Origin of the sequence: Actinokineospora terrae (genome assembly GCF_900111175.1) — a bacterium.
In the GTDB taxonomy this organism is placed as follows: domain Bacteria; phylum Actinomycetota; class Actinomycetes; order Mycobacteriales; family Pseudonocardiaceae; genus Actinokineospora; species Actinokineospora terrae.
In genome coordinates this window covers 111,039-126,470 of sequence record NZ_FOGI01000005.1, presented here as the reverse complement: position 1 = coordinate 126,470, position 15,432 = coordinate 111,039, and the positions used below count along the sequence as shown (strand labels likewise).

At 69.6% G+C, this 15,432-nt stretch carries 18 protein-coding genes; 4 read left to right on the top strand and 14 right to left on the bottom strand.

From position 1 onward, the window contains the following. Positions 1-8: 8 nt before the first annotated feature. From BMY07_RS12070 to rplJ, 11 genes are all read right to left on the bottom strand, one after another. Entirely contained in the window at positions 9-1,274 is a 1,266-nt protein-coding gene (locus tag BMY07_RS12070; RefSeq protein WP_092777638.1) for an MCE family protein, read from the bottom strand. After that, on the bottom strand, positions 1,274-2,446 hold the full coding sequence (locus tag BMY07_RS12065) for an MCE family protein (RefSeq protein WP_092777636.1): 1,173 nt from the start codon (positions 2,444-2,446) through the stop codon (positions 1,274-1,276). Before BMY07_RS12065 ends, BMY07_RS12070 begins: the two co-directional genes overlap by 1 nt. Then, positions 2,446-3,639, bottom strand: a complete 1,194-nt coding sequence (locus BMY07_RS12060) for an MCE family protein (protein ID WP_092777634.1) — start codon at positions 3,637-3,639, stop codon at positions 2,446-2,448. Before BMY07_RS12060 ends, BMY07_RS12065 begins: the two co-directional genes overlap by 1 nt. Then, complete coding sequence (locus BMY07_RS12055) at positions 3,636-4,631, bottom strand: MCE family protein (protein WP_092777632.1); 996 nt, start codon at positions 4,629-4,631, stop codon at positions 3,636-3,638. The genes BMY07_RS12060 and BMY07_RS12055 overlap by 4 nt, the downstream gene beginning before the upstream one ends. Continuing rightward, complete coding sequence (locus tag BMY07_RS12050; protein ID WP_092777630.1) at positions 4,628-5,662, bottom strand: MCE family protein; 1,035 nt, start codon at positions 5,660-5,662, stop codon at positions 4,628-4,630. Before BMY07_RS12050 ends, BMY07_RS12055 begins: the two co-directional genes overlap by 4 nt. Further along, the gene (locus BMY07_RS12045) at positions 5,659-7,005 is read right to left on the bottom strand and encodes an MCE family protein (RefSeq protein WP_092777628.1); all 1,347 of its coding nucleotides are present in this window, start codon (positions 7,003-7,005) and stop codon (positions 5,659-5,661) included. The genes BMY07_RS12050 and BMY07_RS12045 overlap by 4 nt, the downstream gene beginning before the upstream one ends. Continuing rightward, complete coding sequence (locus tag BMY07_RS12040; RefSeq protein ID WP_092777626.1) at positions 7,002-7,805, bottom strand: MlaE family ABC transporter permease; 804 nt, start codon at positions 7,803-7,805, stop codon at positions 7,002-7,004. Before BMY07_RS12040 ends, BMY07_RS12045 begins: the two co-directional genes overlap by 4 nt. A gap of 1 nt (position 7,806) precedes the next feature. Then, positions 7,807-8,595: an MlaE family ABC transporter permease gene (locus tag BMY07_RS12035; RefSeq protein ID WP_170224127.1), complete on the bottom strand. Its 789-nt coding sequence runs from the start codon at positions 8,593-8,595 to the stop codon at positions 7,807-7,809. Then, on the bottom strand, positions 8,592-9,665 hold the full coding sequence (locus BMY07_RS12030; RefSeq protein WP_092777624.1) for an ABC transporter ATP-binding protein: 1,074 nt from the start codon (positions 9,663-9,665) through the stop codon (positions 8,592-8,594). The genes BMY07_RS12035 and BMY07_RS12030 overlap by 4 nt, the downstream gene beginning before the upstream one ends. Positions 9,666-10,395: 730 nt before the next feature. Further along, positions 10,396-10,782 (bottom strand): 50S ribosomal protein L7/L12, encoded by a 387-nt coding sequence (gene rplL / locus BMY07_RS12025; RefSeq protein ID WP_092777622.1) that lies wholly within the window; start codon positions 10,780-10,782, stop codon positions 10,396-10,398. A 61-nt stretch (positions 10,783-10,843) separates the two neighbouring features. Further along, positions 10,844-11,404 (bottom strand): 50S ribosomal protein L10, encoded by a 561-nt coding sequence (gene rplJ / locus BMY07_RS12020; RefSeq protein ID WP_092777620.1) that lies wholly within the window; start codon positions 11,402-11,404, stop codon positions 10,844-10,846. A gap of 270 nt (positions 11,405-11,674) precedes the next feature. On the opposite strand from rplJ, the gene BMY07_RS12015 reads away from it, so the two are divergent. Genes BMY07_RS12015 through BMY07_RS12005 form a run of 3 tightly spaced genes read left to right on the top strand, consistent with a single transcriptional unit; the run spans position 11,675 to position 13,210 of the window. After that, positions 11,675-12,445, top strand: coding sequence for a hypothetical protein (locus tag BMY07_RS12015; RefSeq protein ID WP_143073451.1), 771 nt, complete (start codon positions 11,675-11,677; stop codon positions 12,443-12,445). Between the two features lie 37 nt (positions 12,446-12,482). Then, positions 12,483-12,770, top strand: a complete 288-nt coding sequence (locus BMY07_RS12010; RefSeq protein WP_177215549.1) for a toxin-antitoxin system HicB family antitoxin — start codon at positions 12,483-12,485, stop codon at positions 12,768-12,770. Beyond that, positions 12,767-13,210 carry a type II toxin-antitoxin system VapC family toxin gene (locus BMY07_RS12005; protein WP_092777614.1) on the top strand — a complete coding sequence of 148 codons (444 nt, stop codon included), beginning with the start codon at positions 12,767-12,769 and terminating at the stop codon, positions 13,208-13,210. The genes BMY07_RS12010 and BMY07_RS12005 overlap by 4 nt, the downstream gene beginning before the upstream one ends. Here BMY07_RS12005 and BMY07_RS12000 read toward each other — a convergent pair whose 3' ends face one another. Then, positions 13,211-13,726: a hypothetical protein gene (locus tag BMY07_RS12000; protein WP_143073450.1), complete on the bottom strand. Its 516-nt coding sequence runs from the start codon at positions 13,724-13,726 to the stop codon at positions 13,211-13,213. It abuts the gene before it with no gap. A 145-nt stretch (positions 13,727-13,871) separates the two neighbouring features. Here BMY07_RS12000 and BMY07_RS11995 point away from each other — a divergent pair, with 145 nt between their 5' ends. Further along, positions 13,872-14,138, top strand: a complete 267-nt coding sequence (locus BMY07_RS11995; RefSeq protein ID WP_092777610.1) for a hypothetical protein — start codon at positions 13,872-13,874, stop codon at positions 14,136-14,138. Here the strand turns inward: BMY07_RS11995 and rplA are convergent, their stop codons facing one another. Continuing rightward, positions 14,139-14,858, bottom strand: coding sequence for a 50S ribosomal protein L1 (rplA, locus tag BMY07_RS11990; RefSeq protein ID WP_092777608.1), 720 nt, complete (start codon positions 14,856-14,858; stop codon positions 14,139-14,141). Between the two features lie 117 nt (positions 14,859-14,975). Further along, positions 14,976-15,407: a 50S ribosomal protein L11 gene (gene rplK, locus BMY07_RS11985; RefSeq protein ID WP_092777606.1), complete on the bottom strand. Its 432-nt coding sequence runs from the start codon at positions 15,405-15,407 to the stop codon at positions 14,976-14,978. Positions 15,408-15,432: the final 25 nt, after the last annotated feature.

Genomic DNA, 15,432 nt, shown 5'->3' with positions numbered 1-15,432 from the left:
GAGGTAGGTTAGCCCCCGAGGCCAAGCAGCCCGGCGAGGCTGGCGAGGCCGCCGAGACCTGGCTGGGTGAGGGTGCCGGGGATGCTGTTCTGGGCCATGTCGGCGAGCTGCTGGGCGGGGCGGTCGCGGTTGGCGGCCAGGTCCTGCGGGGTCGGCTGCACGGGCTTGCCGCCGAAGGGCGCGTTCTGCGACCCGCGCACGGTGATGGGGCTGCCGACCGGTTCGGCGCAGTAGGCCTGCGCGTTCTCCGGGACCGGCGTGATGTCGTTGCCCGCGCGGCGCTGGGTGCCCTCGTAGCCGCGGGTGCAGGCGGGCGGGTCGAACAGGTTCAGCGCCAGGCCGAGGTGCGCGGTGCCGTCGCCGGGCACGACCGTCTTGGGGCCGACCGCGACGACGGGGTAGGCGACCAGCGCGAGTTCGAGGCCGTCGACCCGGGTGACCAGGATGTTCGAGGTGGTCAGCAGGTTCGCGGTGAGGTAGCCGATGCCCTGGCCGGACTCGCGCAGCAACCCGGTGACCGCGTCGGCCGCGCCCGGCGTGGCCGCGATGAGCTGCCGGATGGCCGGGTCCGAGGCGCGCAGCTGGGCGGAGAGGTCGCGCAGGTCGGCGGCGAAGGACTTGATGTTGCCGGACTGCGCGGCCTGGGTGCCGAGCACGATCGCGCCGTCGTCGATGAGCTTGATCGTCTGCGGCAGGTTCTCCTTGGCCGCCTGGGTGAACTCGCCGGTGGTGTCGATCAGCACGCGCAGGTCGTCGCCGGTGCCCGCGAACGCCTTGTCCAGCTCGTCGACCACGGTGCGCAGCGCGTCGGTGGGCACCGAGTTGGCCAGGGTGTCGAGGTCGCGGATGACGGTGTCGGTGCTCACCGGGGTCTTGGTGCGGTCGGCGGGGATGACGGTGCCCTCGGCGAGCCGGGTGCCGCCGTCGGCGCGCGGGCGCAGGTCGACGAACTGCTCGCCCACCGCGGACCGGTTGGCGACCACGGCGTCGAGGTCGGCGGGGATCTCGGGGGCGGACGGGTCGATGTCGAGGTCGACGTCCATGCCCGCGCGGGTCAGCCGGATGTCGCCGACCCGGCCCACGTTCACGCCGCGGTAGGTGACCTCGGCGTTGGTGAAGATCCCGCCGGAGTCGGTGAGCTGGAGCGTCACCCGGTAGCCGTTGGCGCCGAAGACCCGGCCGACGTCGGTGAACCGGAACGCGGCGTAGACCACGGAGACGACCGCGATCAGGAAGAACGCGACGAGCTGGAGGCGGACCTTCTTGGTCAGCATCAGGAACCGCCTCCCAGCAGGATGTCGAAGAGGCTGGGCAGCCTGGGCTGCTGCTGGTTGGGCGAGCCGAGGACCGGCAGCGGCAACGGGGCCGGGGCGTTGGTGGGGACGCCCGGGGTGCCGTTGGTGGCCGGGCCGATGATCGGGATGTCCTGGAGCGGGTTCTGGCGGCTGCGGCTGAGGTTGTCCAGCACGCTCTGCAGGTTCAGGTCGATCTTGGCGTAGAGGTTGAAGTAGTCGCCCTGCACGCCCTTCACCGCCTGGTCGGTGAACGGGAAGGTCAGCATCAGCTCCAGCGACCTGGGCAGGTCCGCGCCCGCCTCGCCGAGTTTCTGCAGCGTCGGGGTCAGCGCCTTGAGGTCGGCGACCAGGTCGGCCTGGCTCTTGTTGACGGTGTCCACCGCGACGTCGGAGAGGGTGTCGAGGCTCTGCAGCATCGTCACCAGCTGGCGGCGCTGGTCGGAGAGCACCTGCAAGCCGGGGCCGATGTCGTCGATGGCCCCGACGAGCTGGTCCTTCTGCGCGTTGAGGGTGCTGGCGAGCCGGTTGACGCCGTCGAGGGCGCGGGTGATGTCGGACTTGCCCGCGTCGAGGGTGGTCACCATCGTGTTGACGTTGTCGAGCAGGGCGCGCAGGGCGGTCTCGTTGCCCGCGGTGGCGTTGTTGAGCTCCTTGGTGATGGTCTGCAACTGCTCGACGCCACCGCCGTTGAGCAGCAGCGACAGCGCGCCGAGGACCTCCTCGACCTCGGTGTTGCGGTTGGTCCGCTCCACCGGGATCAGGGCGCCGTCGGTGAGCTTGCCGCCGGCCTGGTCGGCCGGTGGCCTGCTCAGCTCGACGTACTTCTCCCCCAGCAGGCTGGACTGGCGCAGCTTGGCCAGCGCGTTGGCCGGGAGGTCGACACCGCCGTTGACCAGGACGGTGACCTCGGCGGTCCAGCCGTCCTGGGCGAGGGTGATCTCGTCGACCCGGCCGACCGTGACCTCGTTGACCTTCACCCCGGACTGCGGCACGAGGTCCAGGACGTCCTTGAACTGCACCTTGACCCGGTACGGGTGGTCGCCCAGGTCAGCGCCACCGGGCAGGGGCAAGTCGTAAATGCCGGTAAAACCGCAGGCAGACAGGGTCATCGCGGCGGCGGCGAGCATGGCGGCGATCTTCACGCGGGCCATCAGCGACCCCCCAGCGAGTAAGCGTCGCCGGCGATGGGTAGCGGCAACGTGGGCAGCTTGCCGCTGCGCATGCCCTCGATGACCTGCGCGGGAGAGGGCAACGGCACCGCGCCCTGCACCACCGGCGCGAGCTGGTCGCACAGGTCGGCGAGGGTCTGCGGCAACGGCTGCGCGGTGCCCTGGCGGACCAGCTTGCACACGGTCACGATCGGCGGCTGGGTCAGCTCGTTGATGTTGGCCCGCGCGTCGAGGGTGCCCGATGACGCGTTGTAGGTGTTGATCACGTTGCTCAGCGCGAGCGGCGCGATGTCGAGCGTCTCGGCCAGCGCGGCCCGCTGGTCGACCAGCACCTGGGTCACCGAGGCCAGCTTGTCCACATTGGACTTGAGGTGGCCGCGGTTGTCGTTGATGAACTTCTGCACGGTGCCCAGTGCGATGCCGAGCTGGTCGACGGCGGCGGCCAGGTTGCCGCGTTCGGCGGAGAGGAACTTCGAGGCCTCGGCCAGTTCCGTGGTGAAGGTGCGCACGTGCTCGTCGTTGGCGGCCAGCGTGCTGGTGAACTTCTGCAGCTGGGTGATGGTGGCGAACAGGTCGTCGGAGTTGCCGGACAGGGTGCTGCTGAGCTTGCCGAGCTGGGTGACGGTGTCGTTGACCGCCTGGCCGTTGCCGTCGAGGTTGCGCGAGAGCGCGATCAGCAGGTCCGACAGCGCGCCGTCCTTGTTGACCCCGTTCGGGCCGAGGGTCTCGCTGACCCTGGCCAGGCTGGCGTAGAGGTCGTCGACCTCCAGCGGGGTCGCGGTCCGGTCGCGCGGGATGACCGCGCCGGTCGCCATGACCTCGCCGCCGGTGAAGGCCGGGGTGAGCTGGACGTACCGGTCGGACACCAGCGACGGCGCCACGATGACCGCCTTCGCCTCGGCAGGCACCTCCACGGTCCGGTCGACCAGCATCTCGACCTCGACCCGGTCGCCCTTGGGCGTGATCTTGTCGACGGTGCCGACCCGCACGCCGAGCACCCGCACGTCGTTGTCCTCGTAGAGCCCGACGACCCCGGTGAACACCGCCGTGTACCGCTTGGTGTTCGGCTCGCGCAGCAGCCACCACAGCGCGGCGGCGACCACGAGGCCGAGCACGCAGATCAGGGCCAGCACCCGCGCGGCGTCGCGGCGGTTCTTGGTGGCGAAGGTGCTCATCGCGTCTCCCCCAGGCAGCCGGGTTGGTTGACCGGCCCGATGGACGGGGGCAGCAGGCCGCAGATGTAGTTGTCGAACCAGCGGCCGCTGCCGATCGCGTTATTGAACTGCCGCACGAACGGCGCGAACTTGCGGATCCCCTCGGCCAGCGAGTCCTGGTTGCGCTGCAACATCGAGGAGAGCTGGTCGAGGCTCTGCAGCACCGGGCCGAGCTGGGCGTTGTTGTCGTCGACCAGGCCCTGCAGCTCGGTTGCCAGGTCCTTGGTGCCGGTGAGCAGCGCGGCGATGGCGTTCTTGCGGTTGTTGAGCTCGGTGAGCAGCAGGCTGCCGTCGGAGAGGATCTTGGCGACCTGCGCGTCGCGGTCGGCGAGCGTGGTGGTGATCTGCCGGGTGTTGTCCAGCAGCGAGGCCAGCTGCTCGTCGCGGGAGGAGATGGTGCGCGAGAGCGACTGGAGCCCGGTGAGCGCGCCGCGCACGTCGTCCGGGGTGTCGGCGAAGGTCTCGGCGATGACCTCCATGCTGCGGGCCAGCTGGGTCGTGTCGATCTCGTTGACCGTGTCGGCCAGGCCGCGGAAGGCCTCCAGCACGTCGTAGGGGGCGGTGGTGCGCTCGCGCGGGATGCGGGTGCCGGGGTCGAGCACGCCGGTGCCCTCGGGCGCCAGCGACAGGAACTTCTGCCCCAGCAGGGTCTTGATCTTGATCTCCGCCCTGGTCCGGTCGCCCACCCAGGCGTCCTTGACCGTGAACCGCACCACCACCCGGTCCCCGTCGAGGTCCACATCGGACACCGAGCCGACCTTGATGCCCGCGATCCGCACCTCGTCGTCGGCCTGGATGCCCGCTGCCTCGCTGAACTCGGCGCTGTAGGTGGTGCCGCCGCCGATGATCGGCAGGTCGTCGGAGTAGACCGCGGCCAGCAGCACCAGCGCGAGGGTGAGCAGGCTGACCACCCCGATCGGGACCGGGTTGCGGGAGCGGAACGACCGGCTCATCGCAGGCACCTCGGCTGGCTGGCTGGCAGCACCGGGATGTCGAGCGGGGTGCTGATCAGGCCGGGCACGCTGACCTCGCCGGAGGCCTCGCAGAGGTAGAAGTTGAACCAGGAGCCGTAGCTGACCGTGCGGGTGAGCGCTGCGGTCTTGGTCGGCAGGAACTGGATGAAGTGCTCCACGGTCTGCTCGTTCTCGTTGAGCGTGCGCACCAGGCCGCCGAGGTTGGCGATGTCCTGCTTGAGCGGCGCGCGGGCCTCGTCGAGCAGCCCGGCGGTCGTGGTGGTCAGGCCGCCGAGCGCGTCGACGGCCTGCCCGATCGGCACCCGGTCCTCGGCCAGCCCACTGACCAGCTGCTGGACCTGGGTGATCACCGTGGACAGCTGGTCGCCGTGGGCGTTGACGGTGGTCAGCACGGTGTTGAGGTTGGTGATCACCTCGCCGATGACCTGGTCCTTCTGCGCGAGGGTGCTGGTCAGCGACGCCGTGTGCGACAGCAGCGTCTCGACCGTGCCGCCCTCGCCCTGGAGCACCTGGATGATCTCGTAGGACAGCTTGTTCACCTCGTCCGGCGACAGCGCCTGGAACAGCGGCTTGAACCCGTTGAACAGCTGCGTGAGGTCCAGCGCGGGCTTGGTCCGCTGCACCGGGATGGTGCCGCCGGGGTTGAGCACCGCGTTCGGGTTCTCGGCCGCGCCCTGGCCGAGGGACACGTACCGCTGGCCGACCAGGTTCCGGAACTTGATCTGCGCGGTGACCGAGGCGGGCAGCTTGCGGTCGGCGGCGACGGAGAACGTCACCAGCGCCTGGGTCCGGTCGGCGACCGCCACCTCCTCGACCTGGCCGACCCGCACGCCCGCGATCCGCACGTCGTCGCCGGGCAGCAGGAGCGTCGCGTCGGTGAACCTTGCCTGGTAGGAGTTGGTGGAGCTGAGGTCGACGTTGGCGATGCTGATCGCCAGCACGGCGGTGGCCGCGACGGTGACGACCATGAACACGGCCAGCTTGACCAGGGGTGCGGCGAGACTCCTCACTGGAACCTCACCTCCGCGCCCCGGAACGCCGGGCCGAGCAGCATCGTCGACCAGCCCGGGACTCCCTCGGGGGTGGTGCCCAGTTCGGGGGCGATGATCTGCGCCAGGAAGGCGGCTTCCTGCGGGGAGTTCGCGATGCCAAGATCAGCACCGCCCGCGACCGCACCATTGGGCACAGTGGCGTTGGGCGTGGTGTTGCCGGGCGGCAGCAGTCCATCCTGGACGGACCGGGCGGGCGGCGGGTTGGTGGCGCCGTCGCGCAGCGGGCCGTCCGGCGGGGACTGCGGGAACGGCGAGGGGAACTGGGTGAAGTCGTAGCAGCGCGGGCCGCGGTTCTCCTCGTAGCGCGGCTCGTCCTTGCCCGGCCGGTAGGGGCCGCGGTTCACCGTGATCTCGATGGTCGCGTGCAGGCCGGGCTTGGTGGTGCCCTTGCCGAACGCCTTGTCCAGCTCCGGCACGGCCTCGGCCATCAGCTGCAGCAGGCACGGGTACTCGGGGGAGTAGCGGGCCAGCGTCTCCAGCGTGGGGCGGGAGGTGTCGGCGAGCTGGATCAGGTTGTTCTTGTTGACCCGCAGGAAGGCGTCGAGGTCGCGGGCGGCCGTGGTGGTCGTCGCGTAGAGGGCGTCGAGGTTGGCGCGCTGGTCGGCGATGGTCTTCGAGGTGGCGGTCAGGTCGGTCAGCGTCGCCACCAGGTCGGGCGTGGCGTCGCTGTAGGTGTCGGCGACCGTGGCCAGCGTGCGCAGGTCCTTCTGCAACTGCGGCAGGTGCGGGTTCAGCTCGCCGACGAGTTCACCCAGGTCGGCGAGGGTCTTGCCGAGGTCCTCGCCGCGGCCTTCCAGCGCGGTCGCGATGGCGGTGAGGGTGCTCGACAGCTTCTGCGGCTGCACGGCCTGCAACACCGGCAGCAGGCTCTCGAAGGCCTGCTCCAGCTCGACGGCCCGCACGGAGGTGTCCTGCTTGATGCGGTCCCCCGCCGCCAGCGAGGTGGGCGCGGCGTCCTCGGGGATCTGCAGCGAGACGTAGCGCTCGCCGAACAGGGTCTTGGGCAGGAACCGGGCGGAGACGTTGGCCGGGATCACGTCGATCTTCGCGGGGTCCAGCGCCAGGTCGAGCTCGGCGCCGGTCGCGGTCGGGGTGATCCGGCGGACCTCGCCGACGATGAGGCCGCGCACCTTCACGTCGGAGTGCACCGCGAGCTGGTTGCCGACCTTGTCCGTGGTGAGCGTGACGGCCGCGACCGGGGTGAACGCCTTGTTGTACATGGCGATGCTGAGCCCGACCAGGGCCGCCACCACCACGAGGAACAGCACCCCGTTGAGCCTGCGTCGGATCGTCGCGCTCATCCCGCGATCCTCACCGTCGTCGTGGTGCCCCAGATCGCGAAGCCGATGAAGAAGTTCACCAGCGCCACGGTGACGATCGTGGTCCGCACCGCCCGCCCGACCGCGATGCCGACCCCGGCCGGGCCGCCGCTGGCGGTGTAGCCGTAGTAGCAGTGCGACAGGATGATGATGATCGCGAAGATCAGGACCTTGCCGAAGGACCAGAAGACGTCCTCCGGGGGTAAGAACAGGGTGAAGTAGTGGTCGTACGTGCCCGCGGACTGGCCGTAGAAGTGGACCGTGATGGTGCGCGACGCGAGGTACGAGGTCAGCAGCCCGATGATGTAGAGCGGGATGACCGCGATGAACCCGGCGATGATCCGGGTGGTCACCAGGAACGGCAGGCTCGGCACGGCCATGACCTCCAGCGCGTCGATCTCCTCCGAGATCCGCATCGCGCCGAGCTGCGCGGTGAAACCGGAACCGACGGTCGCGGAGAGGGCGAGACCGGCGACGAGCGGGGCGATCTCGCGGGTGTTGATGTAGGCGGAGGCGAACCCGGAGAACGCGGCGGTCCCGATCTGGTCGAGCGCGGCGTAGCCCTGGAGGCCGACGACCACGCCGGTGAAGACGGTGAGGCCGACCATGACCCCGACCGTGCCGCCGATGACCGCGAGCGCGCCGCTGCCGAAGCTGACCTCGGCGAGCAGGCGCAGCGTCTCCCGGGTGTAGCGGCGCAGCGCCCGCGGGATCCACGCGATGGCGCGCACGTAGAAGGAAAGTTGGTCCCCGAGCTGGTCGAGGGTCTTCAGTGGCCCCATGTCAGCTGCCCTTCGCCGGGACGACCTGCAGGTACACCGCCGTCAGCACGAAGTTGACGAAGAACAGCAGCAGGAACGTGATGACGACGGACTGGTTCACCGCGTCCCCCACGCCCTTCGGGCCGCCCTTGGGGTTGAGCCCCCGGTAGGCCGCGACGACACCGGCGATGAAGCCGAAGATCAGCGCCTTGAGCTCGCTGATCCACAGGTCCGGCAGCTGCGCGAGGGCGGAGAAGCTGGCCAGGTACGCGCCCGGGGTGCCGCCTTGCAGGACCACGTTGAAGAAGTAGCCGCCCATCACGCCGACGACGCTGACCAGGCCGTTGAGCAGGACGGCGACGAGCATCGCGGCCAGGACCCTGGGGACGATCAACCGCTGCACCGGGGAGACCCCCAGCACCTCCATGGCATCGATCTCCTCGCGAATGGTGCGAGAACCGATGTCGGCGCAGATGGCGCTACCGCCCGCGCCCGCGACTAGAAGCGCGGTGACAAGAGGGGCGGCCTGCTGGATGATCGCGAGAACGCTGGCGGCGCCGGTGAAGGACTGCGCTCCCAGTTGGACGATCAGCGTGCCCAGTTGCAGGGCGACGATCGCGCCGAACGGGATGGCGACCAGGGCCGTCGGCAGGATGGTGACGCTGGCGATGAACCAGCACTGCTGGATGAACTCGCGGGTCTGGAACGGCCGCCGGAAGGTGTTCACCACGACGTCGATGCCGAGCGCGCACAGCCTGCCGGTCTCGCGCAGCGCGCCCGCGCCGGGGAAGGACCTGGTCGCGGCCGTCATGGTCGACCGCCCGGCCAGACCGGGATCTCCTGGGTGTCGTCGTGGGCGGGGCGCGGGCTCGGCGCGGTGAGGCCGTAGCGGAGGCGGTCCTCGTGGGTCAGGGAGGCGATGATGCCCTCCCGGGCGGCGGCGGGCAGGGAGTGCAGCACCTGCATCACCCGGTCCTTGCGCCTGCGCACCGCCTTGCGCTCGGGCAGGCCGGGGGTGGGTTCGAGCTGCGCCACGATGCCCCGCAGGTCCTCTTCGGACGACCCGTCGGAGTGCCCGGCCGCCGCGTGCGCCGCCTCCTGCGCCATCTGCGCGGCGTCCTTCTCCTCCGACATGCCGATCGGCCCGATCCTGCGGCCGTTGAGGAACTGCTCGACCACCGGCTCGTCGCTGGTCAGCAGCACCTCGCGCGGGCCGAACATGACCAGTTCCTTGCGGAAGAGCATGCCCAGGTTGTCCGGCACGGTCCTGGCGAGGTTGATGTTGTGCGTGACGATCAGGATGGTCGCGTCGATCTGCGCGTTGAGGTCGATGAGCAACTGGCTCAGGTAGGCGGTGCGCACCGGGTCGAGCCCGGAGTCCGGCTCGTCGCACAGGATGATCTCGGGGTCGAGCACCAGGGCGCGGGCGAGCCCGGCGCGCTTGCGCATGCCGCCGGAAATCTCACCGGGGAGCTTGCGCTCGGCCCCCTGCAGGCCGGTGAGCTCCAACTTGTCCAGCACGATCCGCTTGATCTCGGCCTCGGACTTGCGCGTGTGCTCCCGCAGCGGGAAGGCGACGTTGTCGTAGAGGTTCATCGACCCGAACAGCGCGCCGTCCTGGAACAGCACCCCGAACAGCTTGCGCACCTCGTAGAGCTTCGCCTCGGAACAGGTGACGATGTCCACCCCGTTGACCACACACCGGCCCCGGTCCGGCTTGAGCAGCCCGATCATGGACTTCAGGAACACCGACTTCCCCGTCCCCGAGGGCCCGAGCATCACCGACACCTCCCCCGGCGGCAGCGTGAGCGTGACATCCCGCCAGATGGCCTGATTCCCAAAGGACTTCGTCAGCCCCTCGACGACCACCTCGGCGCCCATCAACCCTCCCGACCCTCACGGCCCGTTCACCCCAGTGCAACGAGGGCGACCCAGCCGGGTTACTAGCGAAGTTACTGCCGAGTTGGAAAAGTACTCGGATCCCTCCCTGTTCGCTCAACCGGGTTATGAGATTGACCACAGGGGAACTATGGGTTGTGAGGGGTGACTCTTCGTGTTGGGAGCGGGTGGGCGCTGGGTTGTCCACAGGGGGCTGGTCGCTTTGCCCGTTCTGTCGGGGCTCGTCGGTAGGCTGTGTATTGGGAGGTGCTTTGGCGGGTTTGATCTTGAGCTGGGGTTGTCCGGCTCTCGTGCTCGCCTGCGGCGTCGACGGTGGACGCCTCGCCTTCGGCATTGGCCTGGGCGCGAGTTTCGAGCTTTGCTCGATGCGGTGGACTTGTTTTGCGCGGGGCCCCGACACCAGCCGTGGCAGGACCGCAAAGCAGGGGCCGAAAAGCATGGCCCTGTCCGCGAACGACGCTACGACTGGCGCTCCCCCACACAAAACAACTCCACCCCATCGAGCCGGCTTGGCACCAGCGACCCCGAGGAGCGGTCCAGGGCCAACGTTGTTTAAGGGCGCGTGGTTGGCCAACGATCGTGAAGGCCGGGTGGGGGCCAACGTTGTTTGCGGGCGCGTGGAGGCCAACGCCTGTGAGGAGGTTGGGCCAACTGGAGACGTGGAAGAGCCCGGCACCGTGGGGGTGCCGGGCTCTTCGGGGAAAGCTAGGAACTACTTGACGGAGATCTTGGCGCCTGCGGCCTCGAGCTTCTCCTTGGCGGCCTCGGCGGCCTCCTTGGCGACCTTCTCGAGGACGGCCTTGGGGGCGGCCTCGACGAGCTCCTTGGCCTCCTTGAGGCCCAGGCCGGAGACGACCTCGCGGACGACCTTGATGACCTGGATCTTCTTGTCACCGGCGGACTCGAGGATGACGTCGAACTCGTCCTGCTCCTCGGCGGCCTCGGCCGGGGCGGCGCCGGGGGCGGCGGCGGCGACGGCGATCGGGGCGGCGGCGGTGACCTCGAAGGTCTCCTCGAACTGCTTCACGAAGCCCGAGAGCTCGAGGAGAGTCATCTCCTTGAACGCGTCGAGCAGCTCGTCGGTGCTGAGCTTCGCCATGGTGGCGGTCCTTTCACTAACACACCCGGGCTAGCGGGCGCGATTCTTCCGGGTGGGGTGTTCAGCTCTCGGCTGCGTCGTCCGCGGGAGCGGGGGCACCGCCTTCGGCGGCCGCCTTCTTCTCCTGCAGCGCCGCGGCAAGGCGGGCGATCTGCGAGGCCGGGGCGTTGAACAGCCCGGCGGCCTTGGCGAGGTTGCCCTTCATCGCGCCCGCCAGCTTGGCGAGCAGCACCTCACGGCTGTCGAGGTCGGCGATCTGCCCGACCTCTTCGACGGTGAGCGGGCGGCCCTCCATGTAGCCGCCCTTGATGACCAGACCCTTGTTGTCCTTCGCGAAGTCGCGGATGGCCTTCGCGGCGTCGACCGGCTCGCCCTCGACGAAGGCGATCGCGGTCGGGCCGATGAACAGGCTGTCCAGGCCTTCCACACCCGCGTCAGCGGCAGCCCGCTTGACCAGGGTGTTCTTCGCGACACGGTAGGTCGTGCCAGTGCCGAGAGCGCGACGCAGCGTGGTCAGCTGGGCCACGGAGAGGCCGGTGTACTCGGTGACGACGGTGGCCGAGCTGGTGCGGAACTTGTCCGCGATCTCGGCGACTGCGCCCACCTTCTCTGGCTTCGCCATGGGTCGCCTCCTCTCGTGTTCGGTGTCGCTGGTCGACCCCCGAGAACGAGGAAACGCCCCGGCGCAAAGGCGGCACGGGGCGCGGCAGGGTGCGTGACGCACCCGGAAGCACTATCCATGTCCCCCTGCGCGGGCCGCCCACGGTCTGTGGGGCCTTCGCCTGCCGTTCGCACGACAGGGACCAGCGGTCTTCGGTGAACCAGGGGTAAGACTAACCCCAGTCCCTCGGCGATCCAAACCGGGGTCGACCGGCACGGCATGATGGTCACCATGGCCGACCAGGAGCAGCCGGACCGCGACAACCCACCGGCGGGGCCACCCGCGATCCGCCCGCCAGGGCAGCCCCCCGCGGTGCCCATGCCGGACGACGAGCAGTGGCGCCAGTTCCAGGAGTTCCAGCGGTTCCAGGAGTTCCAGCGCGGCCAGGCGGACGGCACGCTCCCCCCTCCGCCGAGCGGCCCCAAGCGCCGACCGCTGTGGCTGCGGGTGCTCCTGGCGAAGTGGTTCCGCAGGTTGATCTACCTGCTGGTCGTGCTGTTGGTGCTCTCTTGGGCGTACCAGCACTACCTGGGCAATCCCGACGAAGACCTCCCGGCTTCGCAGACCGGCGGCGGTAAGACAACCAGGACTGTCTTGTTCGCGACCTCCGCCAAGGAAGCCGTCCGCGCCTTCTATGACAACGTCGCGCAAGAGGTCCTGCCCGACGCGTGCACCCGGTTCGAGACCAAGGAGGTCGAGGACCAGTTCGCGCGCCACTTCAACGCCCCCGACTGCGAGACCGCGGTCAAGCGCCTGCACGCGGAGGTCGGTCGCGCCAACGACTACGCAGAGCCGCGCTTCCCGCTGTCGATGGACCTGACCCCCCGCACGGACGGCACCGTGGTCATCAGCTCCTGCGAGATGGAGGTCTACGACGGCCCCCGGCTCGGCCGCTTCATCGTCAAGATCATCCCTGGCTCCCGTGGCGACCAGTGGACCATCGCCCGCCACGACGACGAGCCCACCCCCTGCCCGGCCAAGGCCGTCCAGCCCACCGGCTGACCTGCTATCATTGCGCCGCGAGTGCTATCATCGTGGGGTGAAGCAGCTGATCACCCGGGTCGACGACGGCCTGCACGCCCGGCTGAAGGCCCGCGCGGCAGGCACCAACCGCAGCGTGAACGACCTGGTCGTCGAGGCCCTGGTGGCGGTGCTCGACGGCGGCGAGAACCGCAGGGCCGTCCGCGAGCGGGCCAGGGCGGCCGGTCTGCTGGTGGTCCCCGAGGTCACCGGCCCGGTCGACGCCCGCGACGAGGTCATCGCCGCGACGCGCGACAGCGGCGACGCCATCAGCTCCGCGCTGGACGAGGAGCGCTCCGCGCGGTGACCCTCATCTACGCCGACACCAGCGCCGTCGTGCGCGCCTACGCCGTGGGCGAGACCGACCACGAGACCCTGCGCGCCCTGCTGTTCGAGGGGCCGGACCCGGTGGTCACCAGCGAGTTGACCACGGTGGAGTTCGCCAGCGCGGTCGCCGCGGCCGCCCGGGCAGGGCGGGTCGACGAACCGCACCGCCTGGTCGCCCGCTTCACCGCCGACTGCGCCGAGGGCGGCCCGGTCAGCGTGCTGCGGCTGGTGCCGGAGTCGGTCCTGCCGACCGCCAGGCGGCTGGTCACCGAGCACGCGATCCGCACCCTCGATGCCCTGCACCTGGCGGTCCTGCTGACCACCGCGACCAGCCTGGCCAGCGGCGACGACGTCGTCCTGGTCAGCCGCGACCGGCAGCAGCTGCGGGTCGCGGCCGAGCTGGGGATCGCGGTCGCCTAGTCAGGGGCAGGTGACCTCGACGGTGACCTCGTGGGTGGCGGCGATGCTGCTGCCCCAGTTGCCGAGGACGTCCTTCATCTGGACGCCGTAGTAGGAGTAGAGGCGCCAGGGGCCCGTCTGGCAGGGGTACGCCTCGGCGGCGGAGTTGGCCGTGTTCGACCCGGAGGCGCCGGGGAAGGTCTTGTCGGTGGTCTTGGTGCCGTCCGGGAAGGTGATCTCGTAGTAGCTGGGTTCCCAGACGCGACACCCGTTCGGGGGCTTCTCCCAGCCGATGCCGAACAGGGCCAGCCAGCCGCACTCGGTCCACAGCATCGGGTAGACGCCGCCGTCGCCGGAGTCGTAGAAGCACAGCCAGCTCTTCATCCGGCGGTTCTCGCTGCCGTTGTAGTCGACCCAGTCACCGCAGTGCGGCTCGGCGACGGTCAGCGGCGCGGCGGCGGTGGCGGACGCGGGAACGGGGGCGAGGAGGGTGCCGAACGCGAGCACGAGGGCGGCGAACACCCGAGAAGTCTTCATGTGGAGATCGTTTCGGATCCGGACCACCCCGCGCCCGGCCAAGTCCGCTGACTCACCGGGACGTGTGACTACCCCCGGAGAACGACCCGTGCCCCACCCCGTGGCATGACTCGCCAGTACCCCCGTCAGCCCTACCGTCCCGGGTATGGACGAGCGCGGTTACGACGGCCTGCAGGCGGTGGTGTTCCTGGCCGGGATCTACGAGGGGCTGCTGCCGTTCGTGTCCAAGGTCTTCGCCTGGGACCCGTTCCTGGCGTTCCCGTTGCGGCTGCCAGACCCGCTGTGGTGGATCGTCTCCGGCGCGGCCCTGGTCGTGTGCGTCGTGCTGCTGGAACTACTCGACCGGGCCAAGAAGCGGGTCGGCTCAACGAAAAAGGCCCCGCCGGAGCGGGGCCTCTTCCACAAGAGCTGACTACGCCTGCACGTCCTCTTCGAGGAGGTTGCGCAGCTTCGCCGGGTCGACCGGGATGCCGGGGCCCATGGTGGTGGAGAAGGTGATCTTCCGCAGGAACCGGCCCTTGGCCGCCGACGGCTTCGCGCGCAGGACCTCGTCGAGGGCCGCGGCGTAGTTCTCCACCAGCTTGGTCTGGTCGAACGAGACCTTGCCGATCACCAGGTGCAGGTTGGACTGCTTGTCCACCCGGAAGTTGATCTTGCCGCCCTTGATCTCGTTGACCGCCTTGGTGACATCGGGGGTCACCGTGCCGGTCTTCGGGTTCGGCATCAGGCCGCGCGGGCCGAGGATGCGGGCGATGCGGCCGACCTTGGCCATCTGGTCCGGGGTGGCGATAGCGGCGTCGAAGTCGAGCCAGCCCCCCTGGATGCGCTCGATCAGGTCCTCGGAGCCGACCGCGTCCGCACCGGCGGCCTCGGCCTCGGCGGCCTTGTCGCCGGTCGCGAAGACGATGACGCGGGCGGTCTTGCCGGTGCCGTGCGGCAGGTTGACGGTGCCGCGGACCATCTGGTCGGCCTTGCGGGGGTCGACGCCGAGGCGGATGGCGACCTCGACGGTCGCGTCGAGCTTGACCTTGGAGGTCTCCTTCGCCAGCTGCGCGGCCTCGAGCGGGGTGTAGAGCCGCTCGCGGTCGATCAGCTCGGCGGCCTGGCGGTATGCCTTGCTGCGCTTTGCCATTGCTGTTCCTTCTAACGGATGTGTGCGCGGCCGGTCGGGAAGCAACCGGTGGCCGCGTGGATCAGTTGTGGTGCGAGCCAGCGCCTGGCCCTCCCACACGTGCTTCGCGGGTGGTGCTTATTCGACCGTGATGCCCATCGACCGGGCGGTGCCCGCGATGATCTTGGCGGCCTGGTCGATGTCGATCGCGTTGAGGTCGGTCTTCTTGGTCTCGGCGATCTCGCGGACCTGGTCCCAGGTGACCTTGGCGACCTTGGTCTTGTGCGGCTCTGCCGAGCCCTTCTCGATCCCGGCGGCCTTGAGCAGCAGCTTGGCCGCGGGCGGGGTCTTGAGCTTGAAGTCGAACGAGCGGTCCTCGAACACGGAGATCTCGACCGGGACCACGGTCCCCCGCTGCGACTCGGTCGCGGCGTTGTAGGCCTTGCAGAACTCCATGATGTTGACGCCGTGCTGGCCCAGCGCGGGGCCGACCGGCGGGGCCGGGTTGGCCAGGCCCGCCTTGATCTGCAGCTTGATGATCGCTGCGAGCTTCTTCTTCTTGGGTGGCATGTCGGGCTTCCTTCAGTGCTTCCAG